This window comes from Enterobacter cloacae complex sp. IR5441, from assembly GCF_049238215.1.
GTDB lineage: Bacteria > Pseudomonadota > Gammaproteobacteria > Enterobacterales > Enterobacteriaceae > Enterobacter > Enterobacter hormaechei_C.
Genome location: NZ_JBMKIA010000029.1, coordinates 18,870 through 44,547 on the forward strand (window position 1 = coordinate 18,870; position 25,678 = coordinate 44,547).

A 25,678-nucleotide genomic window follows, 5' to 3' on the forward strand; every position below is an offset into this window, starting at 1 on the left:
ATCAGCCCCCGGTCAATGAGGGCGCCTGATTGCGGAGCGCATCAATCACATCATCCGGGCTGTCTGCCGGGTTGATGAGGTCGAGTTTCTGAAGCGCCCGAATCATGTCAGTATCGCGCAGTGCGCCGGACTGCCATGCATTAACAATCGCGGTAACCATCCCGGATTCGGCAACCTTCGCGATAAATTCCTGGTTGATGGTGTAGCTCGTCGATTCGTCCTTAATTCCGAGGTACTTCGCACACCAGCCCAGCGCCAGCGTGTAAGCCTCGGAAACGTTTGAAACGCAGATACCCAGCACTGATGTTGATGCGCTCTGTTCACCGCTTGCCTGCGTTGCAGTCTTCGCCGTGGCGTTCTGCTCAATTAACCTGGCGCCCAACTGCACCATGTAATCGCGTTTGCTGTCCATGGCCTCTTTAGCCAGCATGTTCGGCTGCGCCTGGGCATAGCCAAACGAGCCATCTTTGGGAAGCATTAGCGGTGAACGGGAACCAATTTTTACTCCGGTCTTCTCAAGGTGATCTCGCCAGTTGGTATCAAGCCCAGTCATATACGGCTGCACCTGACCACAGAACCACACGCTGTCCTCATAGTCAGCGCTGTTTCGATAATGGCCATGGTTTATCTCCACCAGCGCGGCCAGCGGTGAATCATCGATAGTGGGATCGTTGTTCTGAGCACCGACAAAGGTGAACGGGATTTCGTCCCAGTAGTCCTTCCCTTTCGGCTTAGGGTGGTATTCACTGTCAACGCTGTAGGTTCCGCTTGCGGTGCCACCTGCCCGGCGCCATACACGGCAGATAAACTTCCCTTCTTCCAGCGCCAGCTCGCGGTACTGAATTTCGTCCTTGTAAGCGTAACCATCCGGCTCTTCTACGCATTCGCGCAGGACCACCAGTACCAGCTGATCGCGTCCGTTAATTCGCTTTGTTCGCCAGTTGATGATGTTCTCTGCCGGATAGCGGAGAATGATCGCTTCGTCTGATGCCTCTGCATAGTCAACGTAAAGCCCATCACGCGCCACCTCCAGCACGTTCTCAACCACCAGCTGCGACTGCTGATAAATGCTGGTACCCGCCCCGTCAGCATTATCCAGCAGGTATTTCAGCTTCTCCGGGCCGTTAAACGTTGGGTCTTTGCGATACGCCATGCCAAGCATGCCGATCTTCGTATTGCCGGCAATGGCGTAAAATACAGCGCGGCGCAGATAGTCCTCGTTGCGCTTACGGTTGCGCGTGGATTTATCGGTTGGATCGAGATAAGGCAAGTACTTATTGCCCGCCGCTTTTACGGCCTCAGCGCCTTTGCAAAAGTCTCTGTATTTCCGCCAGGCAGCAGAAGCCGCCCGGTGTTCTGGTCGAACCCAGGTGATGTCGTCGTTTGCCATATCAGAAAGTGGTGTCCATGGTGATTGAGTATGCCGGTTTCACGATGGGGTAATCCTTCACAATGAAGTACCCACCAGCATCATTGGGGTGATCGTTATCCGCTGATTTATCCGGTTCGCCATTAGCCGCCCAGATTTGCTGCTCGAGGCTCTCGGTGTAGACCGGGCAATTCTGGACGTTGACCAGATAGCGGCGCTCACCGTTGGCGTTGCAGAACATGGCGTTCATTGAGTTAATGCGGTCTTTAACCGGCGGGTTGGCATCATCAACGATGACACTGAAGCCGGCATCGTTAAGCTGGGCAATATCCGTCTTGCTGGCGTTCTGCGATTTGCGGGAGTCGCCTGACGCATCCGGGTAGATGTAAATCTCCCGGCTCTTCACATAACGCCCATCCTCATATCGCCAGAACTCTTCCTGGATACGCTTAATCATCGCCGGCGTGTCGTAGACTTTCACCAGTTCGCGAACCGCACGCGGTAGCCCGTTACGCTTTACGTGAACAATCGCGGCCATTTTCCCTACGTTGAAGTCCATACCGATAAACAACGGATCCCCATCCTGAATCTCGTCAGAACAGTTGTTCAGTTTACGGTTAAAGGTGTGGTAAATGGTCCCACTGTTGAGGTTGGTGAACTTCCCGCGCAGGTATGCCTGAATCAGTTCATCAGGATAAGAACTCAGCAGCGAGGAAATGTAATCCGGGGGCAGGTTCTTCGCGTTGTCGAACGTGCTGGCCTGAATCAGCCCATACAGAGCAGAAAGCTCAGGCTTTTCGCGGACCGCCTTCACGAACTGCTGGTAGACGAACTTGAAGCCCTCCGGCGTAGTCGTTACATCGATGCCGTTACGCAACCCGTCGACTTTGTAACGCATACGGGCGATGATTTTTCGCCAGGCCTGCTGCGCTTTGGCAGCCGCCATGACGTCCAGTTCATCCACCATCGCATTACCGATTTTGAAACCAACTATCGAGCCTGGCTTCTCCATTGAGCGGCAGATTGTGGTTCCGCGGTATCGTCGCCCCTCGTAGAAGTGAACCTCTTTGTTCCCCTCATTGATTATGACGTTCAGCCCCCAGTCAAAGGCCACTTCCTCAATCGTCGGGTAGAAGATGTCACGGATCTGCGGGTACGTCGGCGCGAAATAACCCTGGTTGATTTTAGGGTGCTCCCACATCCCCTTACAGATGCCGCCACAACCCACCCACGTCTTACCGGAACCGAACCCGGCAACGTAGGCTTTGAATTTGTGCTGCATCGCGAGGAAACGCGCCTGAGGAATGTTAAGTGTCGGGCTGATCCCCATCTTCCGCCCTCGCGTCCACTACGTTGATATTGATCTGAACTGGGGTCGGTTCGTCACCATCACCATCACCGGCCAGCTCTTTGCGGAGTTTCTCAACCTCCAGCTGCCGGCGGTCGATTTCGATCTGCTGGAGACGCTGAGCGAACTCGCTATCCGCCAGGCCAAGCCGTTTCATTACGGCTTCGAACATACGCTCACGGCTGATAGCGGTTATCTCGACGCCGTTCTTTCCGACCTTTACGCCGGAGTAAGCGAGTCGCGAGACTGGCGAGAGTTTACGCGTATCAGCGAAGTAAGGCTGGCCGATACCATCGCCGTTACAGCGTGGGCAGGCAGGGTTAGGCTCACGATTATGGTCATAGCCATAGCCACCAACATCAGCGGGCTCGCGACTTTTCCGCTCAAGCGCTTCGAGTCGTTTCTCTTCGAACTCCACCATATCGCGCCACTGGTACTGGTGACCGAATCCCCAGCAGTAACGACACGCGCCGCGGCGATACTGCGATAGCTGGTTTGCATCGAAGGTGGCAAGCTGCCACATCTGCGCGAGGACTTCATCGGCACCGCCAAGCGTGCGCGCAATGGAGGCTTTCTGTTGTTGTGCAATAGCCTGGGCAACTGAAGTTTTCTGAAGGAGTTGATAACCAATTTGTTCAGCGGATTTTTTGCTGTAACCCGCCCTGATAGCTGCTTGTGTGGCGTTACCATCCTTTAGGTATTCCGCAACAAATAAGCGTTGCTGAGCAGTAAGTCCATCATCATCCATCAGCTCATTTGCGCTTTGTTCTTTCTGCGCAATGCGCACTTTTTTCTGCGCAGGTTTTTGCGCAGAAGTTTTTTTGATATATCGACGGGCGGTAGCGTAGTTCAGTCCCTGCGCTTCACACCATTCCTTTGGTGATACGCCGGTTGCGGCATGTTCGGACAGGAACCGTTGCTGAAGCTCTCCCCAGTCCGGTTTTGCCATTATTCACTCCAATAAAAAAAGCCACCAGCGAGTGCCAGTGGCTTGAATGTGGTAATCAGAAATGGGTTCGAACCGTTGGGACAAACAATATTAAGCGCTCACCCGCTGGATTAAAGTAGCATCACGCTTCGTCTGGCCGATATGAACTCCTGTATCACTCTACTGACGTATAGAACCAAGCATGACCCATCCTACTGCTACGCGCCAGTCTCGCTGCTTTCAACCAATCAGAGCATCATAAGCCTCGATAATTTCTTTCCTGCTCACGTATCTGTCGGCTGCCACCAATATGGCTCCACTTTCGCCTTTCAGAAAAGTTGAAAAAAAAATCACCACATCCAAACACCTCACCTCATCATTAGCATACAGATAAAGAATCTTGCTCCGATAACTTCGAATTTTCAGCAACTTAGCAGGCTCATCATCAGCAAAAATCAATAGCTGTGCCATAAAATCTCCTTCTACACATAATTCCTTACAAGAGAAGATTGTTAGTCCCATGAACACTCAATCACATTGACGAATCTTTTGCCTGTGATTTACGTTACCTTTAATATCCCAAAAGTCTTTTTTAACTCATACACCTGAATTCAATTCTGAAAGAAGTGAAAATGGCAGCAAACAAATCACCAGGAGTTTAAGTTTATTTAATTAGTTATAGTGCAGAATGCTTAACCCTGTATATAGAGTTCGCTTCTTCGCACTTTTCTTTCAAGTATATGAACCGGGTGGATACTTCACTGTTTGAGCAGTTCGTCACAATGCAGTAACCCTCTACCCACGCCTTTTCATCCTTTTCGGCAAACAAACTTTCGAAAATGGCAACCCAAGTGCTGTTAGGCATGCGTTCCAGTTCAAAATACTTCATTGTCCCTCCCTCACGAAGGGTTCTGTACTCATCCAATCCTAAGATTTTCATACTGCATCTCACGGTCTTTTTAATGTTATGATTTCTAGCATCATATCCAGGCTTTTCCTACCCCAAAATCCATGGGACTCTGCATTTTATCATCATTAGCAACCAGCAGATGAGCTTTGTAATAGATGAAGAATGCGCATAAGAAAGCCATAGCTATTCATGTGACATGCCTGTCCTCAGTATTGGATTTAGGTTACCTTCTGGATAAAAACTTACCCATCAACATTAAAAATACAACGATTCCAACAGGCACTCCAACAATAGGTGTAGCGAACGCGCTTACTCCCACGGCGGCAACCATACCTCCCAAAGTACTAAACATGATGGGTATGATTAACATAATGATAGCCTGGGGTATTCCTGCCTTCCAGAGGAGTAACACCATAATGACAACAAAGAACACCATGAGAAAAGGCATTGTTTGCCCCCTTAATTAAACACACTCTCTATATAACGACCATTTGGAAAATTTATTTAGTTATCTTTCAATTAAGGCCTACTTGCAGTTCGCCTGCCACGCTTTGTTATGCGCCAGGATGTCGCGCTTCGTCTGCCTGTCCAGTACATCCCAGTCGTGCGCTGTGCAGTAGATGGGTTTAACCCAGTCGCAAGACGTATCGGCTACCTCAACCCTTACGGGTCCAGTTGTCCCGCAGCTCGCGATCAACATCGTCGTCAGACATATGGTTAACAGTCTGCTGTACATTGCTGGCCTCTTTCGTTGCTTCTACCCGGCGTTCGGCTGCTGCGACCGTTGCCGCTGCGTTATCTTTGGTGCGCTGCTGGTCGGCTTTCGCTTCAGCTTTGCTGGTGCCGCGAATATGGCCCAGGCCAAAAGCGCCTGCAATGGCGGAAATCACCAGTGCGGCCAGCCCGATTATCGTTTCGATACCCACTCTCACCTCACACCAAAACTGATTTCGCCAGATTAAACAGCGCACGGCGTTTATCCAGCCCGTTGCGGCCGCCATTGATTAACAGTGTCACGCGCTCAATGTCGCCGGAATGAAGAAGGCAACCGCGGGAGGCATAGAACCATGCGGCAGAGCGCGCGGCGTATTCATCCTTTTCAAGCAGCTCCGGATGAGTAACAAGGTCCAGTTTCAACGCCTGGCCACAACTGCGATAGTTGCTCAGGCCGGTAATCTGTTTCAGCCCACGACCGCGATATTTCCAGCCATCACCAGCGACCTGATTGCCAAGGTGTTCTTTTCCCCACTCACCACCGTATACCAGATTGGCGATCGCTTTCTGGTTTGCCGGTTGCGTTGCCGTTCTGCCAAGTGCGGCGGATTGCTGTTGAGTGATGCGGTGGCTGCCGAACGTCGGTACCAGGTTTTCAACCGCGTAATTCAGGTTCTCCACCAGTCGGGTAAATCTGGTGCTTTCATGCCCCATCTGGGCAATAAACATGGCCTGATCAAGCGGTGCGGTGATGCCGTATTCCTTCATGGCGGCGTCGATATGCGGAAACCAGCGCGCAGCTAATCCGGCGCTGATACCAGCCGCCTTCTGAAATTGTGATTGGTTCATTAGTGCCTCAGATGATCAACCAGACGTGCAACGTTGCCTTTGACGGCCACCAGCACGGAAAGGAATATGATATTGGCCGCAATGGTGGCCCATGATGAATGCGGGTAGATCCCACACAGGTACGCCAGCGGTACAGCGCTGTAAGTGACGGTAATCAGCCAGGCTAAACGCGAAATCCATGGCCGATGCCGCGAATCACCACGGCGGTAAAACATCAGAGTAATTACAACTCCGGCGCAGAGCAGCGCGTTGATAGTTGCTGTTGGGTCATTTAGTACCACCTGAACCTCCCCGGCGCGTTATCAGCGCCACCAGCGAGCCGATGTCCTGCTTGTTCAGGAACGTAAGGATTTGAACGGCTAACGCAGAAGCTATTACGGCACCAATAGCATCCAGAGGCTTCTCGGTGTACCCCGTCCAGGATGTGAGTTTTGCCCCCAACAACCCCGAACAAAGAATGCCGACGATATACGACACGAAGAAGTATGCCAGGCGACGTAACACACTCAGGTCAGCCGCTGTCGCTATGTAGAATACTGCGCCTGCAAATGCTCCAAAAACAACACCGTAATCAGTTCCGGTCAATAGACCGTAAACACTGGCTCCAGTCAAAGCTAAACCGGCCAGCCCTGTGCCGGAAAATGGATCGGACATAGGTCTCCCCTCATATAGCTGTGTATCCTCTCAGTAATGAGGGGAATAAAAAAAGCCCGCACGGGAGCGGGCAACGAATGCAGATATTTATTTTTTTCAATTTCAGAACGAAGATTATCGGCAGTATTGGGAAAGACTTTAGACAATAAAAACCCGGCGCGGTGGCCGGGCAGAAAGTTTATAATTCTGGCTTGATACGGCCAAAAACTTTTTCAATGCCGGCCTCATACTCCTCTTTGTTGTCGCTCATTGCTGCAACGCCAAGAAGTTTGCCGATGTGTTGTCGTAAGGCCTTGACGCCAATTTCAGAAAGGAAGAGGTGTAACTTATCTGATTGCTTTCCATTCTCATCCCTACTGGCGCGAATTTGCTCTAATATCTTCCCCTTACTCTTAGCCAGTGGGACGTAAATTTGCATATTAGTCAACTGTCCAAAGCGGATCGGCCTGCCTTTTTCCGGACGATTAAGTCCATATAACCGATACCATTCCTCATACAACTCGTCGGGAAACTCTTTCTCATATTGGCGGGCTTCCTCTCGTACAAATGCCTTAAAAGCATCGATTACCTCTTGAACTTCAGGTCGATAACCGGCCAATGCATAGGCTACGCCTTTTATACCTGATTTAGCGGAAGCATTTATTAGTTTTTGAGCTGTATCGGCAGCAGGGATTCTAGACGGTGGCAGAGCATCGGCACTTTTTGCATCTATCAGCGCCTTTCCGATATCAACGATCACATCAATATCAAACCCATGAGCGTTATTGATGTTTTTGGACTGCCCACTATATTGAAAATTAATAGGATTTTCAATTTTCGCTTTTAAACTTGGACCACCAAACTCCTTCATGTAACCAGCGCTTAGTAGTTTATCGACATCCCTTGCGAAGTTGCCGATACCTAAAAGTCGAGCAAGTCCAGCCTTAGTAACTACTGCGGTTTTCGATTCATCACTTAAGACATAACACTCAGCATCTATTCCAAATTCATCTTTGAAATTACCCATATGGGTGGCTTTGTGAATTTTATCCCTCCACCTTGCAGCAGCAGCCTTTTTGGCAATGTCAGAACGCTGCTCTTTAGTAAGAGACTTCGCCCTGGCAACCCCGCCCTTAGCTTTACCCTTTGGATCTTTCTTGTCGCCTGACATATGCAAGCACCTTTCTGTAAAACATGCTTGCATAGTCAAGAGCATATAAAAGGCCGACGGATGGTAGCCTTCAGTAAACGAATGTTGTAGTGCTTAATGGTCCACCATCGAGGATTCGAACCTTGAACCACAGAGGTAGAAGCTCCGTGCACTGACCAGTGGAAAAAAAAGACCAGCATTGGGTTGCTGGTCATGGGTCATGCAGTTGTCTCTGCGAAGCGGGTGTCTCCCCACCCAGTATTTTCAGTATCGAGAGCATTATCGAATGCCACTTTAACTATAGCATCGCGGTAAAAAATCGCTTTGCCATATTCCTATGGCTCACACTCGGAAGGTTCTGTGACCCATCGTGTAACTCATGACGCGGATATGGCAAAGGCACGCCGGATCACGACCAGAAATTTTAATTAAATAGCTTGCGAATGGTGCCGATAACCTGATCACCAAATGATGATGTGTCATCTTTAAGCGTACCAGTCAAAAATGGATAACGAGGAAAACCATTAATGCATAAAAAATTGAAGTTAGCAGGAGCATTTTTATTAGCTATTTCTTCTCTTCCTGCATACACAGCTGACAAAATTGACGGCTGGATCTTTCTGACAAATACAAACAATTTCAACTTCTATGGTAAGGAACGTTCATTGACTGAAAACAAAGGTATTCGGTCAATAATCATACAAGAAGTTCCAATTTCCAAGAACTCCAGTGCGAAAATTCTCTACTCTCATTTCACCATTCCTTCTAAAGCATGCAAAAATGAGTTTGGTGAAATAACAATGTATGAAATGAGCGGAAAAGTTGCTGGAAAATATGATTATGTTAAAGGTGGCTCAAGTGCAGCCGCTTACATAGCTGATCTTGTCTGTGGAAATTAATGAATTAGCTACAAAAACCCGCACTAAAGCGGGTTTAATTTCATTTGGTCGCAATAATCAACTGTGGAAATCATACAGGACATTTTTATGCAAAGTCAACCCTAACATGCAAAAATGCGTCGTCATTTGCTTCGATCATATTATTAAGTTGTTGCCTTCTCGAATTCGACAGCCGCTTGACATTCCCACTTGCGCAGCGTGTCCACAAGCATTTCAAAGAGTGGTTTCCAGTTACGCGACCATGATGACTGATGAAGGTCAGGGAGTCGCTTCAGAATGACGCGATATACCGTCGCCGAGGAGATAGCAGAGAAGCCAATACCAGAGCAACGTTCACACGTTTTGAAAACTGGTACGCCACGTTCCTTCGTTGCTTTACGGTCCACCACTTCACCTATGCCGCCGCAACGACAACGGGCGCTTATCGTTCCCTTGCCTTCGCAAACATCACAGACCGCCGGTACAACCTCTGTTACCTCTGTCCACAGCTCCCAGTCAGACGGACGAACGGCACGGGAGCGGCTGGCCCAGTATGGCGCTTTACCCCAAGGGTACGAAACCTTGCGGGTGACCTGCTCTTTAGTGGTCCGGCCGGTACCACAACAGCTGTGACACATCACGCTGGTAGCCGCCGAACAGGAATACTCCGCGAAAGCAAACTGCGCCAGCGTCAACATGCAGGCTCCGAGCTTATCGCCAGCGGCTTTGCGGACATTTTTAGGGGCGTTTTTAATGGCAAACTGCGCCAGCGCCTGAACTGCGAGTTGTTCATCTGTTTTGCTAATGCCGGCTTTGCCGAAGAAAGCAGCCAGGCCGAAGCGCGCACGGCTGCTGGTGGTGCCAATGGCCGCCATAACATCAGTGCCGGTGAGACGATCCGGAGAGGTTCCCTTTACATCTTCGCTGATATGCATTCCCTGAGGACTAAAATGTTTAAGTGCTGCTTCCAGTTTCATGTGCCCCTCTGCTTTGATTCAATTCTGATGTAATTACGGAAGATGCGGTAATCCACCAGCACCGATCCCCGGTAGCGGTAAATGCGAAGGCGCTGCCAGCGCGCGCGTAGTACCTCAAGCGTTTCTGGCTTCATGTGGCCTCCCCGATGATAATTTGCCCGGTTTCTCCCCAGATTTTGGTAACCCGCCCGTCCCAGACATGGCTATCCTCGTCAAACACTGCATCCAGCAAAGCTTTTTCCAAGTTGTCTTTGTCCGGCTTTTGTTGATGAGGCTGGCCGACATATTGCTCCCGCTTTGCCTTGCTCCAGCTCTTTGGCATGGGGATAACGAAAGTGACGTGATATCCGGCTTCAGGCAATTTAATGCCCAGCAGCCGGACCTGCTCTTTGTATGCCCAGTAAGCAGCCGTTGCCGGGCGTTTATGCCATCGGTCTCGCTGGGTCATTCGTGGTTTGCCAATCGGCGTAATTTCGTAAATTTTCATGCGGGCACCACCAGCCCGCGGCGGGCAACTTCAATCACTGTCAGAACAATCGCGCGGTCCATAAGCTGCCGGCGCTCTTCCCTGTTCAGCTTATTTCCGTTATCAATGCTGTCATGACAGCAAACGCAGAGCGCAGCTGTCGCACAGTCATCGGTTTTTAATCCCATGCCTTTCCCTTCGTTCCGGTGTGCCACCTGCGTTCCCCATGCTCCACAAAGAACACAACGCTCGATCTGCCCAACGGCGGCAAGCCATTTTTTGCTGCGATAAATAGCCATGCTCACCCCCATATCCGGTTTTGCCACCGGCGATTTATACGCGGTGGTTTATTGCCTTCAGGCAGCCGGGCGCTGACGGTCCAGGTGATGTAATCGGAGTTCAGGCTGCGCTCTACCTTTACGCCGCGGCGCCGGTATTCCGCCATGAGTTCTTCGGCTTGCTGGGTTGTGCAATCGGTATGATGAAACCAGGTATGCTTCATCCCCATCACCCCGCGAAGCTCATGAGCTGCGCAGCGGCGTTCTCCGCCTCGCCCTGGTCTCTGAACGCTTTTGACAATATCCAACGCCAGAGGACATCGAGCGCGGCCTTGTACAGCTGCTGGAACTCAATTTCGTCCATGTTGGCGAATGAAATACTGCGTGGGTGCTTCTGAAGTGTGCCATCCGGAAGTTTGATAGCGTCGTAATGCCCGGCCTGAATAGTCACCCAGGCGCGGTATGCATCGAAAGATTTACAGAGGCTGATCCCGTTTGTTACGCGGCGGCTCGCAACCTGCACAAGATAGTGCTCAGCGGCATCGAGCAGTGCGCTTTCGTTTCCGCCATAGGAAGCCAGGAATTTAGCGTAGCCGGTAACCAGCTTGCGCTCGTTGGAGGAGATTGCGCCGCCGGTAGGCTCCCAGTATTCGAAGCCCAGATTCAGCAGAGCGAAGAAGCGGCGATGAAACGCAGGATTGCGTACCTGTTTGAAGTCGGCCACCAGCACGGCGCCGAGCTTGATTTTTGATTGCAGCAAATCGCTGGTCTCCGGCGTAGCCGGGATCAGGATCCCTGAGGACTGCTTAATGAGTTGTAACTGCGCCATGGTGTTCACTCCGTGGCGCATCGCGGTCAGGTTGCTGGTTGTTCAGGCCAGCTCAAGAATTATGATTGCGTACGTAGTGACAAGTCAATTTTTAGAAGCCATTTCCCTTACAATTTCCATAATGGTTTCTTTGGACCAGTAACGATCATCCCTACTTAGTTTTCTGTGAGTTATGGAGCTATCTTTGGTGGAAATTATATAGCGCTCTTCCGCCCCCAACTTGAAGGACAGCAACTCCCTTCCTTTCCCATCGGTTATGGTCACTCGCAGATCTGACTGAACTACACCCTCCACGGAATCCCCCTGAGCGACATACAGACGCGATTAGAAATTGTCGGCAGCAGCATCAAAGGGATTCGCAAATTGCGGTATTCTGAAAATGCGCGCTACCCCTGAGTACACCCTTAATAGAACCAGTCGTCTGCACTTTCCCAGGTTTCCTGAAGGATACCTTCAACCGTCTTCTTCGCTTCCTTTGCCCCACCATAAACGCTTAACCCATCCGAACCAGCACGACGAACAACCAGACTGCAATCCTCGAACTGATTCCGGAGCCGTTTTAGCAGTTCTTTTTCCAGCGCTGGCATTGCTCCATCAGGAAGTTTCTTTGTGCGATCAATGGTTAACTCAACTTTCATGGTGGCCTCCTTTGCACATACTGTGTTTTTATACAGTAACCCGCAAACTCAGAATGATCAACCTGTTAAGAGCACAAAATGTTAAAAACATAAACTTTTAGACATAAAAAAACCTGCCGAATAAGGCAGGTTATTTGTTGCTTTTACATACGTTGCTTAATAGCACTGGAATATGGTGTTGAACTTTGACTCTGTATTATAGGTTCCGTAAAACCCAGCCATCTTTCCTATTCCCTTGCTATACATCATGCTCCCTGAATAGCCAATAATCATATTTTCTTTCGCAATATTCAGTATAGGACTATGGAAAACCTCACCGTTTCCAAAATTTTCAAACATAATATCGAAACGATTACCGTAATCAATAATCACAGTCCCTGATGGAGACTGGCTATCAAGTTTTGCTTCTTTATAATTCGTGATGCTGCATTTTTTTGTGGCAGCACCAGCCGGATTGTTGAGATTGGTAGCAACTGGAGATTCTACATATCTTGTTTGTTCTTTAATCACGCAACCTGATAACACTGGAAGCACCATGCCCAGAAGAAGGAATTTTTTCACGATTAGTCCTTTGATATATTTCTGACAAGATTATTCCTCAGCAGAGTGTCGAGAAAAAGCTGAAGCCTAATAATTAGGATTTTCCTCAGATAGGATAGCAATATTAACCACAATACGATATCGCTTGTCATCAGGCCGCCAACTCTCTTGGCACACAAAGATCAGGAAGATTCGCCCTCACCAGCGCCTCAGCGAATGGCGGAGGCACAGCATTGCCGCAACGGATTAATGAGAAAGAAAAAACCCGCCGAAGCGGGTTTGCTTTGCGTCACTAATGAAACTTCTCTTACAGCGAATCACGAGCGAAGCATTCTCGCGCACGTTGCGTTGCTAAGGCTACGGGGTTGAATGGCTCTCCGTGCCCATTTAAGTTGGTAAGCGGTGTTTTGTTGAACGGTTTTTGAGACGAAGATAGAATCAAACAAAACATTAAAAATGGAATATTAATTATGGATAAGAAAACCGCATCGCTGGGCTTTTCTGCTCTGTTTGTTGCGAGTGTCGCTTTTGCTGAAACTACAAGTAACTGGGTTGAGGTTACCACAGCTGATGATGGCGTTTTTTCAGCAAAAGCAGGGACATACAGGAATGTTAAAGGTGATTCATCTGCCTTGTTCATGTATCAAACAAAAAATAAAAAAGTAGAGTATTACAAAGTTAGTATTAAAGATGCCGACTGCGATAGTGGATATGGAGAGATAAAACTCTTCTATATGGATGGGAAGTTAGCTTTCAAAGGTGATTATGTTGCCGAAGGGAACAGCGTCGGCGCTGGTATTGGTGATTTTATGTGTGCCGTTAGAGGTGCTGCTAACTCACAAAAACGTTAAAGGAGGGGGCTATTGTTAAAACAATAGCTCATAATCCATATCAGAAAAATACTGATTCCGCCATTTCTGGATAAAACCCTTTACGCTCCGGCCATAGAGAATTACTTCTGTGCTCTGCTGGGGATTTAGCCATCATTCAACCTGCTGTTGCGGCGGCAACTCATCACTATTACTTACAGGTTGGCTACCCTGAAGATTGGCGGCGCGGCAGGCATTCCAGCCGCAACGAAAAGTGACATCAAAGTTGTCCTCTTCCATGAACCTACACTTGTACTCTTCGCGTGTCAGCTCACCAGGAACAGATACCTGCGCTGGCGGGGCGGAGTAAATACTCGTCCTCAATGCCCTCAACGGGTTTTGAGAAGCCGATAAAATTACCGTTATGCCAAGGTTAAGGGCCGTATGGCTCAACGGTCACACGACGCCAGCAAAGAATGGCAGTCCCCGCTTCGAGCGATTCCAGCGCTAACTTCATCACAGCAAGCGCCCGCATCTTCGTTTACGATGCCAGGCGTTGCATCGCGCTCTTCTTCAAGCTCCGAAATGGTCTTCAGGAGCTATTCTTTTAGGGTATTGCTCATGATGCTGCTCCTTTGCGAAGTTGGGCGGCGAACTCGCGGGCATCATCACCGCTGATATCTGCATGCATCTCTTTGGCGAACATCTCCACTGCTTGCGCCCGAACTTCAGCTAGGAAAGTATCGGTGGCCGGGGTTTCTCTACGTTGCATTACGACATTTATCGCCTGCTGTAAGCCCACATCAGGCCTCATGGAGCCGTGCGTGTTGAATGCGTCCAAAGCCAACAGCATTGTTTCGCTGTCAGTTGCCGGGACTTTTTTCAGCCCCGCATTCTCCGCAGCCAGCGCAGCGAGCTTGGCTTCTGACTCGGCAAGTTTCTTACGCAAACCAAGTTCACAGCTATGCGCACCGCTGCGCCCCCTCTCAAAAGAAAATCCGCAGTCACAATAAAAAACGTTGTCTTTCTCGGTAATCATGCCGCCGCCTTGTTGTGTGAAAAACGTTTCAGGTCAAAGTCGATTGTTGCCCGCAGGTCACGGAAGATACCGCAGCGCCCGTGGCGAACTAGACCACCCTGCTCCACCGCTACGCGGAGATATTTATCCGCTGTGGTCCGGTGAAGGCCGAACATCGCAACGACGTCATTCGTGGTGATGCGCCCCTGCTCCTTCACCAGTTCGATAATTCGGTTGATGATCAGGGCGCGTTCTCTGTCGGTTTTCTTTCTGGCCATCGGTTATTCCCTCCCTGTCAGCTGCTGCACGAGATTTCTGTGGCGACCAATAACACGAACCGCGTCACGCAGTTTGGTCAGTTGCTCCAGCTTGTTTCTGGTGCGGCGGATTTCGCGAGAAATGTCCCGCACCGCTGGTACCGCTTCGACTGCGTCGCACCCTTCGGTGAACGAGGGGATTTCACTCACGATCTGTTCGACTGGTTTTGCTTCTTCCGGCGCGGCAGGTGCCTCCGGTACCGGTTCTTGCTTAAGGGGTTCTGTAACAACCGCAAGGGACCAGGTAACGCCTTTGCCCTTCCCGTTCTTCACCACAACGCCCTGGCGCTCCAGCGCGCGAAGAACAGAGACCATTCCGCGGGCATTGCGATTGACGGCCGCAGCCAGCGAAACTGTCGTCATTGCCCCTTGCTCACGCAGCTGCTGTCGGACGACATCAGGATCAACGGGTTCCGGCTCCTCACCTTTCAGACGCGGCGCCGGATGAACAGGTGCCTTTGGCGTTGACTGCTGAGACTGACCTTTCACGGTACCGAGGAACCAGCCGCCGTCTCCAAAATCGCATAACCCCTGATCACGCTGCTCACGTAACATGGTGAGCGCATCGACCGGGTCGATATCAAGACGTGCAGCAACTTCGCGGTATGTCGCCCGGCCCATTTTTTCCAGTGCTTGAATTACGGTTTCCATGGTTTTTCCTCTGAAATTATTTAACAGGACGCAGATGCGACACGTTTTTTCGATAACTTTCCCAGTCGAAATTCACCCAGATACCGCCATCCATCTGAAGACGATCCATAACGCGAGCGCCCAGGGTGTTCACCAGTTCGCCGTGGTTCAGATTGGTCAGGATGCCGACCGGACGCATCGAGGAAAGTCGACGGTCAATAACTTGATTGATGATGACCTTCTCGCCACTGGAGCCGCGCTGAATACCGACCTCATCCAGCACCAGGAGATCAACGTTACACAGGTCGTTTAGCAGGGACGATTCGGACTGCCCGTCGTCGTAGCACTCGCGAACACGGAGCATCAGGTCGGGGATGGTCACTACCAGAACCGAGTGGCCTGCACCCAGCAGGTGATTGCCAATTGCCGCGGCAAGGTGGTTCTTACCGGTTCCTGGCGCTCCACTGAATACAAAGCTTGCGAAGCTGCCGCCGCCGAAGTTCTGCGCGTAGCTTTTTGCCATGCTGTATGCCTGGCGCTGCTCCGGCCCTTTCACCTCGTAATTGGCGAACGAGCAACTGCGATGCAGTGCCTGGATGCCGGCACGACCAAAAATCTTTTCTGAGCGGGCGCGCTGGTTCATCTTGTCGATTTCTCCGGACCGCTTACGACCTTCGGTTTCCTGCCACGCCTGCCACTCTTCAACGCTGGTGAATTTTGGCTGAACGCTGGCCGGGATAATTTTCTTCAGGCGCTCAAGTGCGCTTCCAGTACCAATCATATTTTTCATCGCTACCCCCTGAACCCTGGTGGGATGGATTTATCTGGACGAGAAATGGCATTCAGATCGCGCATACCTGATGGCGCCGTCACTTCCCAGGCTTCCTCATAGTGTTTCGAAGGGCCATAAAACGTTGCCGCCTGCTTCACGTACTCCGTATTCAGCTTCCCTGTAGCCCTCACGAACTCAGCGTAACGCCGGGTGCCGTCAAGCAACTCCTGAACTGTGGCACCTGTTTTAACCCTGGCCTTCCAGGCTTTGCAGGCGTCAGCCTTGCTGTTGCCGCCTGAACGCTTTGGATAAATCGCCCATGCCTGTTCGAAGTCGTCAGGGTAGGGATTTTTTTTCTGAGAGGTCACACCATCGGAGGAGTCATCACTACCTGGGGGTGTGGCGGAGCCATGCCCCAAAATGTTTTCTTCTTCCTGTTCCTGTTCCTGTTCCTGTTCCTGTTCCTGTTCCTGTTCCTGTTCCTGGTTAAGGAACGGTTCCAAAACCCTTTCAGAACCCTTTAGTTTTGCGCCTCCGAAATGAGCTATCGCATCATTCATAATCCGCGCCAGCTCTGGCTTGACGGACGACTTATCCGGCACCTGTGAAAATAAGCGCATGGCCGCTATACCCTGATTGGGATTCTCAACAGGGTTCCAGCTCATGAAGTTCCTGATCAGAACCCATTTCGTGGTAATATCACGCGTTGCGAAACCGTTCTTGGATAGTTCATCAAACCCTTTCGAAACCCTTTCGGAACTCCAGTTAAGGTCTTCTGAAACGTATCCATCAGGCAGACGGAAACACCCAATCATGTTCGTGTGTTGTCCCGTGAGCAGGTACAGCGCAAGCAGACGAGCATCATCAGAAACTCGCCGCATTCCATCGCTTATCCAAAAAGATGTATGCACCTTGCCGTAATCACGCATAAAAACCTCTGAATGCTTAAAGTGCTGTCGGTTCGTCAGTTTTTGCTGAGTGCTTAAAGATCACCTCGACGCACAAAAAAACGCAGTCCTGACAGATGCATCCACCAGGCCCAGCAATAAGTGAGCCATTGAACTCGGTGCTTTTAACTCCGCAGAATGAGCACATGTAAAAATCTCGTATTTCTTTTTTACTAGCTGTTTTTTCTGTCATAATCCCCTCGTAATTTCGCCTTGAATTACATCGAAGGTCGGTTCCGTTGGCGCGGCCCGGCCTTCACCTCTTTCAGAACAGCCCCTGCTGCTTACCGCGCTTGATGCGCTTCGACTCAAACCGGTCTGCCGGCACAGTCTGTTTTTCAGCCCATAACTTCGCGTGACGCAAAACATCATCGAAAATCCTCCCCTTACGACTTGCCTGAGACATTCGCTTGTACATATCGACGGCCTGGAATGCCCCCCCCCTGCGCGACAGCTGCGGTGAAGCCCTGCCGGATAAGTTCTTCGCGAACGTGCTTTTCAATAAATTCGACATGATTCACTGCACACCTCACATGACGCCCGGGCCCATGACTGCGAGACCACTCAGAACCTGAACAACAGCCTCGCCAGGCAGAAGCGCCAGCAGGTGTTCAATGCCCTCCCTCACCTCTTTCACCAGCTGGTGCTGCGGCGCCCTCAGAATCACCGCGCGTTTCGCTTCCCCGATCTCCTTCTCCATCGCTGCATAACGCGTCATAAAGCAGTCCTGAGGTACCAGGCGGCCACGGAACTCAAGCGGTAGAACGGCGATGATCGCGGGCGACAGCTGGCTGATGTTTTTGCGCGCATACTCCGTATCACCATCGAGCCAGCGGAAGAGTTTCTGACGCTTACGGCTCAGGTCTTCGGGAAATTCCAGCCCGGCGCCGCCCTGTCGTTCCCACTCCTCAACGATGATCCCGGCAACGACATCCTGGTTATCCAGTGACGCGGCCCAGGCACGAACGGCATCGCGGATCTGTTCGTGCTTATCTGCCGCGCCTGGCTGATTGCGATTTATCATCGCAACCGGAGTTAATCCGGTATTTTGTTGATATGAAATGGCGTGCATGTTCAGGACTCCTGTTTTGGCAGCCCGTCTGTGGGATTTGGATATGCTTCGGGATCAATTTCATGAGGGGTAACCACCCAGCCCAGGAGCTGGCATAACGGGATGATGCGTTTCTGTGGAATTCCATTTTTATAAATCCACTTCCCGACAGCCTGACCGCTGATACCAAAATGCTTACCAATAGAGGCCCGGGAAGCTGCGTTACTAATTTTTTGCTGAGTTTCTTTGTTCATGTGCTCTCCTTTTGTAGATGGATCGAAGCATACATGACGAAAGTTTATGTTTCAACAAACGAAAGATATTGTTTTAGTGCTGAGCGAAACCTTAGGTTGTAAAATGTGCGTATGAATGAGATTAACTACCCAGTGTTTGCCAAGCGAATTCAACAGGTCATGACAGAAAACGGCTGGAACAAATCCGATCTTGCCAAGAAAGTCATGCTCTCTCACACGGCTGTGCAAAATTGGGCCAAAGGGAAAAACGTTGCGAGTGGTGAAAGACTAAAACGGTTAGCCGCTGCCACGGGTAAACCCGAGCACTGGTTCTTTCTCCCCATAGAAGAAATTGACTCCTCCGAACGCTCTCAGAGGGAGCTGGACGAAACTGAATTAGTGATGCTTTCTCTCTTCAATCAGCTTCCCGAAGCTGAGAAGCTACGTCTTATCCTTCATACGAAAGGCGTCTTGAATGATTTAGAGCTGCTCAAGAACGACGTCTACGACCTGATAAACAACAACCACAAATAAATCTTTCATCACGATAAATCGAATGGCACCTGAACGGTGCCTTTTTTTTGCCTCGATACGAAATTTATACTTTCACATCACTTTACAAGCGAAACTTAATGTTGCATCATTGAATTCATCGACAACAAGCGCACCGTTGTCAGGTTAAGAAATGTTCCGCCAGCCTGGCGACAAGGGCAAACAAGAGGGAATCATCATGGTTCATCAGCACTATGGCACCCAGACGGTCAACCGCGGCGCAGTTATGCCAGGCATGCTCGTCAAACACAAAGATTCAACCTGGACCGCGTCTGCTAATGCACGAGGCCGTCTGTATCTTCACCGTGGCGTCGAACGCACCTACACCAAAGATTTGCTGGTTGAGGTCTATTTAAACGGCGTTGGAAATGGCCTTAGCCATTAACGGAGGGCGTTATGCAGGAAAAGAAATGCGCGTACTGCCGCAAGCCGATCGAGCAAGGGAAGGAAGTTAAAAACAAACTGCTCTTCATCCACGGCTCGCAGTTGAAACGCGAACAACGTGATTACTGTTCTGTGCGTTGCGCTTCGTTCGACCAGATGGCTCACGAAGCATAACGTAAAAACCCGCCGAAGCGGGCCTATACGTCCGGTGACACCGACCAAAGTTACACCGGAATTTATACCAAACCAAAAACACCCCCAATGGGCGCTATTTCTGGCCCGGGGATCTTACATCCAAAAATGAGGATCTGACATGGAATTTTTCCATCTGCTCAAAGCCAGTCAGAAATCTGGCAAGAAAGATGCGGTTATTTGGTTCACTGCGAAAAGTGCAGCCCGCGCCAATCTCCAACTCGATGTTGCACTGGAAGAAGCAGGCATTGAAGAAACTGGCCGCGGTAAAGACTACGCCAAACCGATCCGCACCGATTTCCCCGTATATAACGACCTTCCGTAAGAAGGCACTGTGGATTACACCTGGTGCGAGCGCTACGCACTCCAGGACGATGGACGCACCTGGCTGCCAAAGGCTGTTGCTGAGTCGACTAGCCCTGTGGACAACACTTCCGCTCCGGAAACGACCGTTAAAGTCGAAACTATCGACGAGAGTGTTACGCTTGAAAACCGTACTCCAGCAGTCCGTTTTGCCTTCCACCTGACCTGCGACAAATATCAGACGCATATCAGTAAAGAGCAGCAGCTGGCTGCCAGCGAAATGTCGCTGGATGAAGGCAACACCTATCTCCAGAATCTGCTCCTGGCGAAGAATGACACCCCTGAAGTTGCCGAACTCAGCCTGAGCGCTGAATGGAAACTGGTCCAGGCGATTAAGCAGGTATTCGCGCCAGATGAAGAGCACGAAGTAAAGCTACTTGCTGCTTTCATGGCCGACTGGTTGAGAGTTGATGCCGGTGACCGTAATGAGGTAGTGAGAGAGTGGAAGAACGGAAAGCTTACTCTGCTCAAATCAGAAAGAACCAGCGACGCCGGGGTTGAAACTGATCAGCATATCGCTATTGATGACGGTATCCAGATCGGCGAGCACGACGATGAAAACACCCGTTATCCAGTGTGCAGAATGCCCTTCCGCAAACAACTTCTTTCACAGTTCACCACCGACGAAATGCGCCACCACGTAACCCGCGAGGAGTACGAAGCTATCAGCACGCTCGAGATGGACACTGACAACAGCTACGTTCAGAACCTGCTGCTGGCGGCAGAAAACTGCGAAGAGGTTAAGGGTTACGATACCAAAGACCTTTGGCGCTATACCGACGCCATTCGCAAGGTGTTCAGCCAGGAGAAGCGTCACGAACTCGCTTTGGTTCTTCGTTTCACCAAAATATGGACTGAAACTGATTACATTGACCGTGGCATCCTGGCGCGCGAATGGGCTGCCGGAAACCGCATCAGCAGCGTGCAGCGTACTGATTCCGGCACTAACGCTGATGGCGGCCATGTTACTGACCGCGGCGAAGGCGCACACCATACGCTGGACTCTCTCGATCTCGAGATCGCCTGCGCCCTGCTGCCGATGGACTTCAACCCACACGAAATACCAGGCAGCGTTCTGCGCCGCGCGAAGGAAATTGTCGCTAAAAAAGAGGAGCCGTGGAAATCATGGAGCAGCATTCTGCGCAACCAGCCCGGCGTTCTGGCGGTTAACCGGACGGCAATTTTTAACCTGGTGCGTATCGCTCCTGAGAACATCCACAAGACGCCTGCTGCTCACTTGGAATTTGTTAATCGAACGATGACAACAAATTTCAATTCGACAACAGAGTTAATGCCGCTGCCTTCTGCCGCTCCAGGTATTTCACGTGAAAACGTGGGCAAGCAGCTGGCAGCCGAACGTGGTGAGTTTGTCGAGGGTATTAGCGACCCAACAGATCCGAAATGGGAAATGACCCAGCGTGTGGCCACCACTACTCACGAAGAGAATTTACAACGGATTCGTGAAGAAGGTGCGCGCCGCCGCGCCGAGGAAGCGAAAGGACAACCGAAAATCACAAGTATGGGCAACGGCATATTTTCCATTGATGCCCTGCTCAACCAAAACGCCTCAAATGAAGCCGAAAAAACGGAAAACGCAGCGGAGACCACCAGCGATGTGCAGATGGAAACGACTCAGCCAGAGAAAGTCGAAAATACTGATCCGGTACAACCAGGCGAAGGCGCTGATGCAGTTGATACGCAAGCAGTTACCGTAGCTCCGGTAGAGATACTGGCCGCTGCCGCGCCAAGCCTGGCGAATCAGGAACAGGCCGGTGATCACCAAAAAACAGATTCTGCCATCAAGGAAGAGCCAGAACCTGCTCAAAGCGAACCAGAATCGGCACAACACGAACCAGAAGTGCATCAGGAAGAACCATCTGTTGAATATCCTGCTTATTTCGAGCCAGGCCGCTATGAAGGTCTTCCGAACGAGGTTTACCACGCCGCCAACGGCATCAGCTCAACCCAGGTAAAAGACGCCCGCGTCAGCCTGATGTACTTCAATGCGCGCCACGTTGAAAAAACCATCGTCAAAGAGCGCTCCGCTGTTCTGGACATGGGCAACTTAGTGCATGCGCTGGCGTTGCAGCCTGAACAGCTGGATGCGGAGTTCAGCATTGAACCGGTTATCCCAGAAGGCGCATTCACCACCACGGCGACACTGCGCACCTTTATCGATGAGTACAACAACGGCCTGCCTGTACTGCTGAGCGCAGACGATATCAAAAGATTTCTTGAAGAGCATAACGCCACGCTGCCCGCTCAGGTGCCGCTGGGCGCTAGCCTGGAAGAAACAGCGCAGAACTATATGACGCTGCCAGCTAACTTCCAGCGTATCGATGCAGACCAGAAGCAGACGGCAACGGCAATGAAAGCCTGCATCAAAGAGTACAACGCCACCCTGCCGACGCCGGTTAAAACTAGCGGCAGCCGTGACGCGCTGCTCGAGCAGTTAGCGATCATCAACCCTGACATGGTGGCGCAGGAAGCGCAGAAGCCACAGCCGCTGAAAGTATCTGGCACTAAGGCCGATCTGATTCAGGCCGTGAAGACAGTCAAACCAGATGCCGTGTTTGCCGACGAGCTGCTGGATGCCTGGCGCGATAACCCGGAGGGGAAAGTGCTGGTTACCCGCCAGCAGCTGGGCACCGCACTGAATATTCAAAAAGCGCTTCTGGCTCACCCGACCGCCAGCATGCTGCTGACCCACCCGAGCCGTGCCGTCGAGGTGAGTTACTTCGGCTTTGACGAGGAGACGGGCCTGGAAGTTCGTGTGCGCCCGGACCTCGAGATCGACCTGGACGGTGTGCGTATCGGCGCAGACCTGAAAACTATCAGCATGTGGAACGTAAAGCAGGAAAGCCTGCGCGCCAGACTGCACCGGGAAATCATTGACCGCGACTATCACCTGAGCGCAGCCATGTACTGCGAAACCGCGGCGCTGGACCAGTTCTTCTGGATTTTCGTCAACAAAGACGAGAACTACCACTGGATCGCCATCATCGAGGCATCCGCTGAACTGCTGGAGCTGGGCATGCTCGAGTACCGCAAAGCGATGCGCGCTATCGCAACCGGATTCGACACAGGTGAATGGCCAGCACCAATCACTGCCGACTACACCGACGAACTGAACGACTTCGACCTGCGCCGCCTCGAAGCGCTGCGTACTCAGGCATAAGGGGGATATATGCAAAATACCAACGTTACCGTTGCTGATCAGAACACCGTTATTAATTCCAACGTGGCACTGTTCGATTCCCAATACCTTAACGCCATCAGCACTTTTGCGCAGATTATGGCTCAGGGCACCGCGACAGTTCCTAAGCATCTTCAGGGCAATCAGGCCGATTGCATGGCCGTAGCGATGCAGGCAGCACAATGGCAGATGAATCCCTTTGCTGTAGCACAGAAGACGCACCTGATTAATGGTGTGCTCGGGTACGAAGCGCAGTTGGTCAATGCCGTCATTTCGCGTAGCGGCGTGCTTGCCAGCCGCTTTGAATATGAGTGGTACGGGCCATGGGAAAAAGTTGTTGGAAAATTCCATATTCGTAAAGGCGAAAAAGGCGAGTACCGGGTCCCTGGCTGGACCCTGGCTGACGAAGCCGGGATCGGCATTATTATCCGCGCAACCCTGAAGGGTGAAGATCAGCCGAGAGAACTCGATTTACTGCTGGCTCAGGCTCGCACCCGTAACTCAACGCTCTGGGCTGACGACCCGCGCCAGCAGCTTGCATATCTCGCAGTGAAGCGCTGGGCCCGCCTGTTCTGCCCGGATGTGATTCTGGGCGTTTATACCCCGGACGAGCTGGATGATCGGCGTGAAGAACGGGAGGTAAACCCTGCCCCTGTGCAGCACATAAGTTTGACTGAAATTACTGATGACAACTTATCTACCACACAGAACGCGCAGCAGTCCTCAGTAAATATCGACACTTTGGCTGATGAATACCGTAAACGGATTGATTCTGCTGAAACTCTGGACGATGCCACTACCGTCGGAAACGACATCAATGCTTCTAAATCCGTACTGGGTGCAGCATTGCACACCGAACTGAAAAACAAAGCTACGCGCCGGTACCACTTTGTGAATGCGAAAAACAAAGTTGATACAGCTATCAAAGCACTTCCAAAACCGGGAGTGGAAGGTGCGGGAGAACGCTTCGAGGAAGTTGAAAAGATGCTCTTGGCGGCTAAACGGCACTTGGGTGATGAATTGCACGATAAGTACCGCATCACCCTCGATGATATGAAACCGGAATATGTGGCCTAAGGGAGGCGGGAGGGTTCGCCCTCCCGGTAACGATATGACGAAAATTATCGAACGCGGAATGATTTTTAACGGTGAGATGGTGCGGGCGATCCTCGATGGACGGAAGACGCAGACGCGGCGGATCATCAAGCCGCAGCCAGAGGGAACATTAAGCGGAAGTTTATCCGGTATGTGGTTAAGCAGGCCTCTTAACGGACTGTTGTTGCCGAAAATTGAAGATATCGCAATCCATTGCCCGTTCGGTGTCGTCGGTGATCGCATCTGGGTGCGGGAGACGTGGGCAGAGGCTGGAGCAAGCGCGCCGGATCTGAAACTTTATCGCGCGAATTACCCTGCGCATGTTCCAACTCATTACGAGAACGTGCCGCCGGCAGAGGATGTCCGCTGGACACCCAGCATCCACATGCCGCGCTGGGCCAGCCGTATTCTGCTGGAGATCACCGATGTACGGGTCGAGCAGCTGAACGATATCAGTGAGGAAGACGCACGTTCGGAGGGAATTTCTGGCTCCTCGGCACGTGACGTTAAAGAGGCTTACGCAGCGTTATGGCGGTCTATCTACGGTTCTGACAGCTGGCGCGCTAACCCATGGGTCTATGTGATCAAGTTTAAGCGTATCGAAGGAGATGGCCATGCGACTGATTAACCGAGGTAACCAGCAATCCCCGTTAGCGCGTCAGGCATGCGACATCGCGCTGGCAGCCCACCAGCAAAGATACGGCGACTATGGGCGCAGCAAGATGAAAGAGACGTATACGGTGAAGGTTGAAGGCGTGAAGGTCTGGGTGGAGGTGGTGAACCGCAAGGCGAGCTATGTGGCCACGGCAATGACAGGCATGCGCCGCTTGCGTGCCCTTCCCGGCCAGGCGTCCTGATAAAGAATTATCAAACGGCCCCGGTTGGGGCCCTTGGAGAACGAAGATGAGCAAAGCAACGAATAAATTTGAGCTGATGAGCACTAAAGACATCTGCGGGCAGCTGTGTATTTCCTCACGTACGCTCGAACGCTACAGGAAAAGAGCCCCAAACGAGAACCCTTTCCCTGAGCCAGATTGCGCTTACATGGGTGGACCCAATAAATGGCTCAGAACCAAAGTCACCGCCTGGCAGATTAAAGAGATGTCACGATCAACCCGTAAGCCGATGTCTCACCTGAACCTAACCCGTGATGATAAAGGCCGTCTCACCCGACCTGACGCGGCGTGAACTCCAGAATGTCGGGCTCGACGATGCTCATAAGTCGGGCCCACCACTTACCATATGCCACTCTCATTTCCTCAACATAGGTGTGCTTGTCGTACACTGACCACACACCAGGCAGTTTGTGGCCAAGCATTATTTCGGCGATATGCGGCTCGGTTAGCTCTGAGAAATTCGTTCGCGCAGTCCTGCGCAGATCATGAATAGTAAAGTGTGGGACCTGCTCGTTATAGGCCTTGAGCATGAACTTAACCAGGTTACTGCTGATGCTCATATGGAAGCCTTCACTCATCGGCTTGTCTTCATATTTTGGCTATTTGCAAACTAAGGTTGGAATTCCATCATTCTAGCCTTAGATCTTTGATCAAGTGAAGTTGCTCACTTGGTTGGATTTTACCGTTTCCTGACGGCTTTTCAGAAGCGAGGGCTG

The 25,678-nt window shown here is 51.2% G+C and carries 38 protein-coding genes and 1 pseudogene; 11 read left to right on the forward strand and 28 right to left on the reverse strand.

Annotated features, from left to right (window positions below):
• Position 1: 1 nt before the first annotated feature.
• The 9 genes from ACOTX5_RS21325 to ACOTX5_RS21365 form a co-directional block, all read right to left on the reverse strand.
• Entirely contained in the window at positions 2-1,390 is a 1,389-nt protein-coding gene (locus tag ACOTX5_RS21325) for a DUF4055 domain-containing protein (RefSeq protein WP_045911871.1), read from the reverse strand.
• Between the two features lies 1 nt (position 1,391).
• Positions 1,392-2,699, reverse strand: coding sequence for a terminase large subunit domain-containing protein (locus tag ACOTX5_RS21330; RefSeq protein ID WP_126489759.1), 1,308 nt, complete (start codon positions 2,697-2,699; stop codon positions 1,392-1,394).
• Positions 2,677-3,666 (reverse strand): terminase small subunit, encoded by a 990-nt coding sequence (locus ACOTX5_RS21335; RefSeq protein WP_023314672.1) that lies wholly within the window; start codon positions 3,664-3,666, stop codon positions 2,677-2,679. Before ACOTX5_RS21335 ends, ACOTX5_RS21330 begins: the two co-directional genes overlap by 23 nt.
• A 219-nt stretch (positions 3,667-3,885) precedes the next feature.
• Entirely contained in the window at positions 3,886-4,116 is a 231-nt protein-coding gene (locus ACOTX5_RS21340) for a hypothetical protein (protein ID WP_003859853.1), read from the reverse strand.
• A gap of 1,095 nt (positions 4,117-5,211) precedes the next feature.
• Positions 5,212-5,481, reverse strand: a complete 270-nt coding sequence (locus tag ACOTX5_RS21345; RefSeq protein ID WP_023314673.1) for a hypothetical protein — start codon at positions 5,479-5,481, stop codon at positions 5,212-5,214.
• A 7-nt stretch (positions 5,482-5,488) separates the two neighbouring features.
• Positions 5,489-6,118 carry a glycoside hydrolase family 19 protein gene (locus ACOTX5_RS21350; protein WP_023304238.1) on the reverse strand — a complete coding sequence of 210 codons (630 nt, stop codon included), beginning with the start codon at positions 6,116-6,118 and terminating at the stop codon, positions 5,489-5,491.
• Positions 6,118-6,399: a phage holin family protein gene (locus tag ACOTX5_RS21355; protein WP_022651286.1), complete on the reverse strand. Its 282-nt coding sequence runs from the start codon at positions 6,397-6,399 to the stop codon at positions 6,118-6,120. The genes ACOTX5_RS21350 and ACOTX5_RS21355 overlap by 1 nt, the downstream gene beginning before the upstream one ends.
• Positions 6,386-6,772 carry a phage holin family protein gene (locus ACOTX5_RS21360; RefSeq protein WP_006811578.1) on the reverse strand — a complete coding sequence of 129 codons (387 nt, stop codon included), beginning with the start codon at positions 6,770-6,772 and terminating at the stop codon, positions 6,386-6,388. The genes ACOTX5_RS21355 and ACOTX5_RS21360 overlap by 14 nt, the downstream gene beginning before the upstream one ends.
• Positions 6,773-6,950: 178 nt before the next feature.
• Positions 6,951-7,922: a P63C domain-containing protein gene (locus ACOTX5_RS21365; protein ID WP_006811579.1), complete on the reverse strand. Its 972-nt coding sequence runs from the start codon at positions 7,920-7,922 to the stop codon at positions 6,951-6,953.
• Positions 7,923-8,428: 506 nt separating this feature from the next.
• On the opposite strand from ACOTX5_RS21365, the gene ACOTX5_RS21370 reads away from it, so the two are divergent.
• A complete protein-coding gene (locus ACOTX5_RS21370; protein ID WP_006811580.1) occupies positions 8,429-8,800 on the forward strand; it encodes a hypothetical protein in 372 nt (123 codons plus the stop codon).
• Positions 8,801-8,943: 143 nt separating this feature from the next.
• Here ACOTX5_RS21370 and ACOTX5_RS21375 read toward each other — a convergent pair whose 3' ends face one another.
• From ACOTX5_RS21375 to ACOTX5_RS21410, 8 genes are all read right to left on the reverse strand, one after another.
• Positions 8,944-9,756, reverse strand: a complete 813-nt coding sequence (locus ACOTX5_RS21375) for an antitermination protein (protein WP_006811581.1) — start codon at positions 9,754-9,756, stop codon at positions 8,944-8,946.
• On the reverse strand, positions 9,753-9,890 hold the full coding sequence (locus tag ACOTX5_RS21380) for a YlcG family protein (RefSeq protein WP_006811582.1): 138 nt from the start codon (positions 9,888-9,890) through the stop codon (positions 9,753-9,755). Before ACOTX5_RS21380 ends, ACOTX5_RS21375 begins: the two co-directional genes overlap by 4 nt.
• The gene (locus tag ACOTX5_RS21385) at positions 9,887-10,243 is read right to left on the reverse strand and encodes a RusA family crossover junction endodeoxyribonuclease (RefSeq protein WP_006811583.1); all 357 of its coding nucleotides are present in this window, start codon (positions 10,241-10,243) and stop codon (positions 9,887-9,889) included. Before ACOTX5_RS21385 ends, ACOTX5_RS21380 begins: the two co-directional genes overlap by 4 nt.
• The gene (locus tag ACOTX5_RS21390) at positions 10,240-10,521 is read right to left on the reverse strand and encodes a DUF1364 family protein (RefSeq protein WP_022651648.1); all 282 of its coding nucleotides are present in this window, start codon (positions 10,519-10,521) and stop codon (positions 10,240-10,242) included. Before ACOTX5_RS21390 ends, ACOTX5_RS21385 begins: the two co-directional genes overlap by 4 nt.
• 2 nt (positions 10,522-10,523) lie before the next feature.
• Entirely contained in the window at positions 10,524-10,730 is a 207-nt protein-coding gene (locus ACOTX5_RS21395) for a hypothetical protein (protein WP_023314674.1), read from the reverse strand.
• Positions 10,730-11,329 carry a DUF1367 family protein gene (locus ACOTX5_RS21400; RefSeq protein WP_023314675.1) on the reverse strand — a complete coding sequence of 200 codons (600 nt, stop codon included), beginning with the start codon at positions 11,327-11,329 and terminating at the stop codon, positions 10,730-10,732. Before ACOTX5_RS21400 ends, ACOTX5_RS21395 begins: the two co-directional genes overlap by 1 nt.
• A 404-nt stretch (positions 11,330-11,733) precedes the next feature.
• Positions 11,734-11,967, reverse strand: a complete 234-nt coding sequence (locus ACOTX5_RS21405) for a DinI family protein (RefSeq protein ID WP_006811588.1) — start codon at positions 11,965-11,967, stop codon at positions 11,734-11,736.
• A 156-nt stretch (positions 11,968-12,123) separates the two neighbouring features.
• Entirely contained in the window at positions 12,124-12,528 is a 405-nt protein-coding gene (locus ACOTX5_RS21410; protein ID WP_006811589.1) for a hypothetical protein, read from the reverse strand.
• A gap of 449 nt (positions 12,529-12,977) precedes the next feature.
• Here ACOTX5_RS21410 and ACOTX5_RS21415 point away from each other — a divergent pair, with 449 nt between their 5' ends.
• Entirely contained in the window at positions 12,978-13,358 is a 381-nt protein-coding gene (locus ACOTX5_RS21415; RefSeq protein WP_006811590.1) for a hypothetical protein, read from the forward strand.
• 132 nt (positions 13,359-13,490) lie between these two features.
• Here the strand turns inward: ACOTX5_RS21415 and ACOTX5_RS21420 are convergent, their stop codons facing one another.
• The 10 genes from ACOTX5_RS21420 to ACOTX5_RS21465 all read right to left on the reverse strand — a co-directional run bounded on the left by ACOTX5_RS21420 (position 13,491) and on the right by ACOTX5_RS21465 (position 18,305).
• Positions 13,491-13,616, reverse strand: coding sequence for a hypothetical protein (locus ACOTX5_RS21420; protein ID WP_006811591.1), 126 nt, complete (start codon positions 13,614-13,616; stop codon positions 13,491-13,493).
• A gap of 319 nt (positions 13,617-13,935) precedes the next feature.
• Positions 13,936-14,355: a hypothetical protein gene (locus tag ACOTX5_RS21425; RefSeq protein ID WP_023304246.1), complete on the reverse strand. Its 420-nt coding sequence runs from the start codon at positions 14,353-14,355 to the stop codon at positions 13,936-13,938.
• On the reverse strand, positions 14,352-14,612 hold the full coding sequence (locus ACOTX5_RS21430; RefSeq protein ID WP_006811594.1) for a DUF977 family protein: 261 nt from the start codon (positions 14,610-14,612) through the stop codon (positions 14,352-14,354). The genes ACOTX5_RS21425 and ACOTX5_RS21430 overlap by 4 nt, the downstream gene beginning before the upstream one ends.
• Positions 14,613-14,615: 3 nt before the next feature.
• Positions 14,616-15,302: a DUF1627 domain-containing protein gene (locus tag ACOTX5_RS21435; protein WP_006811595.1), complete on the reverse strand. Its 687-nt coding sequence runs from the start codon at positions 15,300-15,302 to the stop codon at positions 14,616-14,618.
• Positions 15,303-15,318: 16 nt separating this feature from the next.
• Entirely contained in the window at positions 15,319-16,071 is a 753-nt protein-coding gene (locus ACOTX5_RS21440) for an ATP-binding protein (protein ID WP_006811596.1), read from the reverse strand.
• A 2-nt stretch (positions 16,072-16,073) separates the two neighbouring features.
• Positions 16,074-16,982, reverse strand: coding sequence for a hypothetical protein (locus ACOTX5_RS21445; protein WP_080469333.1), 909 nt, complete (start codon positions 16,980-16,982; stop codon positions 16,074-16,076).
• A gap of 16 nt (positions 16,983-16,998) precedes the next feature.
• Positions 16,999-17,193 (reverse strand): ClpX C4-type zinc finger protein, encoded by a 195-nt coding sequence (locus ACOTX5_RS21450; RefSeq protein WP_071850054.1) that lies wholly within the window; start codon positions 17,191-17,193, stop codon positions 16,999-17,001.
• Positions 17,194-17,265: 72 nt separating this feature from the next.
• The gene (locus ACOTX5_RS21455; RefSeq protein WP_006811598.1) at positions 17,266-17,514 is read right to left on the reverse strand and encodes a hypothetical protein; all 249 of its coding nucleotides are present in this window, start codon (positions 17,512-17,514) and stop codon (positions 17,266-17,268) included.
• A gap of 15 nt (positions 17,515-17,529) precedes the next feature.
• On the reverse strand, positions 17,530-18,072 hold the full coding sequence (locus ACOTX5_RS21460) for a toxin YdaT domain-containing protein (protein WP_006811599.1): 543 nt from the start codon (positions 18,070-18,072) through the stop codon (positions 17,530-17,532).
• Between the two features lie 2 nt (positions 18,073-18,074).
• Positions 18,075-18,305: a helix-turn-helix domain-containing protein gene (locus ACOTX5_RS21465; protein WP_006811600.1), complete on the reverse strand. Its 231-nt coding sequence runs from the start codon at positions 18,303-18,305 to the stop codon at positions 18,075-18,077.
• 111 nt (positions 18,306-18,416) lie between these two features.
• Here ACOTX5_RS21465 and ACOTX5_RS21470 point away from each other — a divergent pair, with 111 nt between their 5' ends.
• From ACOTX5_RS21470 to xis, 9 genes are all read left to right on the forward strand, one after another.
• Entirely contained in the window at positions 18,417-18,818 is a 402-nt protein-coding gene (locus ACOTX5_RS21470; RefSeq protein ID WP_006811601.1) for a helix-turn-helix domain-containing protein, read from the forward strand.
• A 196-nt stretch (positions 18,819-19,014) separates the two neighbouring features.
• Complete coding sequence (locus ACOTX5_RS21475) at positions 19,015-19,221, forward strand: phage encoded cell division inhibitor protein (protein WP_032674134.1); 207 nt, start codon at positions 19,015-19,017, stop codon at positions 19,219-19,221.
• Positions 19,222-19,232: 11 nt separating this feature from the next.
• Positions 19,233-19,394: a YdaE family protein gene (locus ACOTX5_RS21480; RefSeq protein ID WP_006811603.1), complete on the forward strand. Its 162-nt coding sequence runs from the start codon at positions 19,233-19,235 to the stop codon at positions 19,392-19,394.
• A 139-nt stretch (positions 19,395-19,533) separates the two neighbouring features.
• A complete protein-coding gene (locus ACOTX5_RS21485; protein WP_234101259.1) occupies positions 19,534-19,737 on the forward strand; it encodes a RecE family exodeoxyribonuclease in 204 nt (67 codons plus the stop codon).
• 9 nt (positions 19,738-19,746) lie between these two features.
• Positions 19,747-22,953: a PD-(D/E)XK nuclease-like domain-containing protein gene (locus tag ACOTX5_RS21490; protein WP_234101261.1), complete on the forward strand. Its 3,207-nt coding sequence runs from the start codon at positions 19,747-19,749 to the stop codon at positions 22,951-22,953.
• 9 nt (positions 22,954-22,962) lie between these two features.
• Positions 22,963-24,048 (forward strand): RecT family recombinase, encoded by a 1,086-nt coding sequence (locus ACOTX5_RS21495; protein ID WP_022651666.1) that lies wholly within the window; start codon positions 22,963-22,965, stop codon positions 24,046-24,048.
• Between the two features lie 34 nt (positions 24,049-24,082).
• The gene (locus tag ACOTX5_RS21500) at positions 24,083-24,694 is read left to right on the forward strand and encodes a hypothetical protein (RefSeq protein WP_032635810.1); all 612 of its coding nucleotides are present in this window, start codon (positions 24,083-24,085) and stop codon (positions 24,692-24,694) included.
• Complete coding sequence (locus ACOTX5_RS21505) at positions 24,681-24,923, forward strand: DUF4060 family protein (RefSeq protein WP_017692869.1); 243 nt, start codon at positions 24,681-24,683, stop codon at positions 24,921-24,923. Before ACOTX5_RS21500 ends, ACOTX5_RS21505 begins: the two co-directional genes overlap by 14 nt.
• A 76-nt stretch (positions 24,924-24,999) precedes the next feature.
• Positions 25,000-25,254 (forward strand): excisionase Xis, encoded by a 255-nt coding sequence (gene xis / locus ACOTX5_RS21510; protein WP_229692509.1) that lies wholly within the window; start codon positions 25,000-25,002, stop codon positions 25,252-25,254.
• Here xis and ACOTX5_RS21515 read toward each other — a convergent pair.
• Positions 25,232-25,558, reverse strand: a pseudogene (locus ACOTX5_RS21515) (integrase); the annotation flags it as partial. The gene xis and the pseudogene ACOTX5_RS21515 overlap by 23 nt on opposite strands.
• Positions 25,559-25,678: the final 120 nt, after the last annotated feature.

What these genes read in the sequence shown, in the direction of transcription:
- ACOTX5_RS21405 (WP_006811588.1), bottom strand. Translation starts at nt 11,967, where the DNA reads ATGAAAGTTGAGTTAACCATTGATCGCACAAAGAAACTTCCTGATGGA.
- ACOTX5_RS21415 (WP_006811590.1), top strand. Translation starts at nt 12,978, where the DNA reads ATGGATAAGAAAACCGCATCGCTGGGCTTTTCTGCTCTGTTTGTTGCG.
- ACOTX5_RS21420 (WP_006811591.1), bottom strand. Translation starts at nt 13,616, where the DNA reads ATGGAAGAGGACAACTTTGATGTCACTTTTCGTTGCGGCTGGAATGCC.
- ACOTX5_RS21385 (WP_006811583.1), bottom strand. Translation starts at nt 10,243, where the DNA reads ATGAAAATTTACGAAATTACGCCGATTGGCAAACCACGAATGACCCAG.
- ACOTX5_RS21500 (WP_032635810.1), top strand. Translation starts at nt 24,083, where the DNA reads ATGACGAAAATTATCGAACGCGGAATGATTTTTAACGGTGAGATGGTG.
- ACOTX5_RS21475 (WP_032674134.1), top strand. Translation starts at nt 19,015, where the DNA reads ATGGTTCATCAGCACTATGGCACCCAGACGGTCAACCGCGGCGCAGTT.
- ACOTX5_RS21335 (WP_023314672.1), bottom strand. Translation starts at nt 3,666, where the DNA reads ATGGCAAAACCGGACTGGGGAGAGCTTCAGCAACGGTTCCTGTCCGAA.
- ACOTX5_RS21360 (WP_006811578.1), bottom strand. Translation starts at nt 6,772, where the DNA reads ATGTCCGATCCATTTTCCGGCACAGGGCTGGCCGGTTTAGCTTTGACT.
- ACOTX5_RS21445 (WP_080469333.1), bottom strand. Translation starts at nt 16,982, where the DNA reads ATGCGTGATTACGGCAAGGTGCATACATCTTTTTGGATAAGCGATGGA.
- ACOTX5_RS21450 (WP_071850054.1), bottom strand. Translation starts at nt 17,193, where the DNA reads ATGACAGAAAAAACAGCTAGTAAAAAAGAAATACGAGATTTTTACATG.
- ACOTX5_RS21330 (WP_126489759.1), bottom strand. Translation starts at nt 2,699, where the DNA reads ATGGGGATCAGCCCGACACTTAACATTCCTCAGGCGCGTTTCCTCGCG.
- ACOTX5_RS21375 (WP_006811581.1), bottom strand. Translation starts at nt 9,756, where the DNA reads ATGAAACTGGAAGCAGCACTTAAACATTTTAGTCCTCAGGGAATGCAT.
- ACOTX5_RS21340 (WP_003859853.1), bottom strand. Translation starts at nt 4,116, where the DNA reads ATGGCACAGCTATTGATTTTTGCTGATGATGAGCCTGCTAAGTTGCTG.
- ACOTX5_RS21350 (WP_023304238.1), bottom strand. Translation starts at nt 6,118, where the DNA reads ATGAACCAATCACAATTTCAGAAGGCGGCTGGTATCAGCGCCGGATTA.
- ACOTX5_RS21480 (WP_006811603.1), top strand. Translation starts at nt 19,233, where the DNA reads ATGCAGGAAAAGAAATGCGCGTACTGCCGCAAGCCGATCGAGCAAGGG.
- ACOTX5_RS21325 (WP_045911871.1), bottom strand. Translation starts at nt 1,390, where the DNA reads ATGGCAAACGACGACATCACCTGGGTTCGACCAGAACACCGGGCGGCT.
- ACOTX5_RS21370 (WP_006811580.1), top strand. Translation starts at nt 8,429, where the DNA reads ATGCATAAAAAATTGAAGTTAGCAGGAGCATTTTTATTAGCTATTTCT.
- ACOTX5_RS21465 (WP_006811600.1), bottom strand. Translation starts at nt 18,305, where the DNA reads ATGAACAAAGAAACTCAGCAAAAAATTAGTAACGCAGCTTCCCGGGCC.
- ACOTX5_RS21430 (WP_006811594.1), bottom strand. Translation starts at nt 14,612, where the DNA reads ATGGCCAGAAAGAAAACCGACAGAGAACGCGCCCTGATCATCAACCGA.
- ACOTX5_RS21380 (WP_006811582.1), bottom strand. Translation starts at nt 9,890, where the DNA reads ATGAAGCCAGAAACGCTTGAGGTACTACGCGCGCGCTGGCAGCGCCTT.
- ACOTX5_RS21455 (WP_006811598.1), bottom strand. Translation starts at nt 17,514, where the DNA reads ATGTCGAATTTATTGAAAAGCACGTTCGCGAAGAACTTATCCGGCAGG.
- ACOTX5_RS21460 (WP_006811599.1), bottom strand. Translation starts at nt 18,072, where the DNA reads ATGCACGCCATTTCATATCAACAAAATACCGGATTAACTCCGGTTGCG.
- ACOTX5_RS21495 (WP_022651666.1), top strand. Translation starts at nt 22,963, where the DNA reads ATGCAAAATACCAACGTTACCGTTGCTGATCAGAACACCGTTATTAAT.
- ACOTX5_RS21400 (WP_023314675.1), bottom strand. Translation starts at nt 11,329, where the DNA reads ATGGCGCAGTTACAACTCATTAAGCAGTCCTCAGGGATCCTGATCCCG.
- ACOTX5_RS21470 (WP_006811601.1), top strand. Translation starts at nt 18,417, where the DNA reads ATGAATGAGATTAACTACCCAGTGTTTGCCAAGCGAATTCAACAGGTC.
- xis (WP_229692509.1), top strand. Translation starts at nt 25,000, where the DNA reads ATGAGCACTAAAGACATCTGCGGGCAGCTGTGTATTTCCTCACGTACG.
- ACOTX5_RS21485 (WP_234101259.1), top strand. Translation starts at nt 19,534, where the DNA reads ATGGAATTTTTCCATCTGCTCAAAGCCAGTCAGAAATCTGGCAAGAAA.
- ACOTX5_RS21505 (WP_017692869.1), top strand. Translation starts at nt 24,681, where the DNA reads ATGCGACTGATTAACCGAGGTAACCAGCAATCCCCGTTAGCGCGTCAG.
- ACOTX5_RS21440 (WP_006811596.1), bottom strand. Translation starts at nt 16,071, where the DNA reads ATGAAAAATATGATTGGTACTGGAAGCGCACTTGAGCGCCTGAAGAAA.
- ACOTX5_RS21365 (WP_006811579.1), bottom strand. Translation starts at nt 7,922, where the DNA reads ATGTCAGGCGACAAGAAAGATCCAAAGGGTAAAGCTAAGGGCGGGGTT.
- ACOTX5_RS21390 (WP_022651648.1), bottom strand. Translation starts at nt 10,521, where the DNA reads ATGGCTATTTATCGCAGCAAAAAATGGCTTGCCGCCGTTGGGCAGATC.
- ACOTX5_RS21425 (WP_023304246.1), bottom strand. Translation starts at nt 14,355, where the DNA reads ATGATTACCGAGAAAGACAACGTTTTTTATTGTGACTGCGGATTTTCT.
- ACOTX5_RS21435 (WP_006811595.1), bottom strand. Translation starts at nt 15,302, where the DNA reads ATGGAAACCGTAATTCAAGCACTGGAAAAAATGGGCCGGGCGACATAC.
- ACOTX5_RS21395 (WP_023314674.1), bottom strand. Translation starts at nt 10,730, where the DNA reads ATGGGGATGAAGCATACCTGGTTTCATCATACCGATTGCACAACCCAG.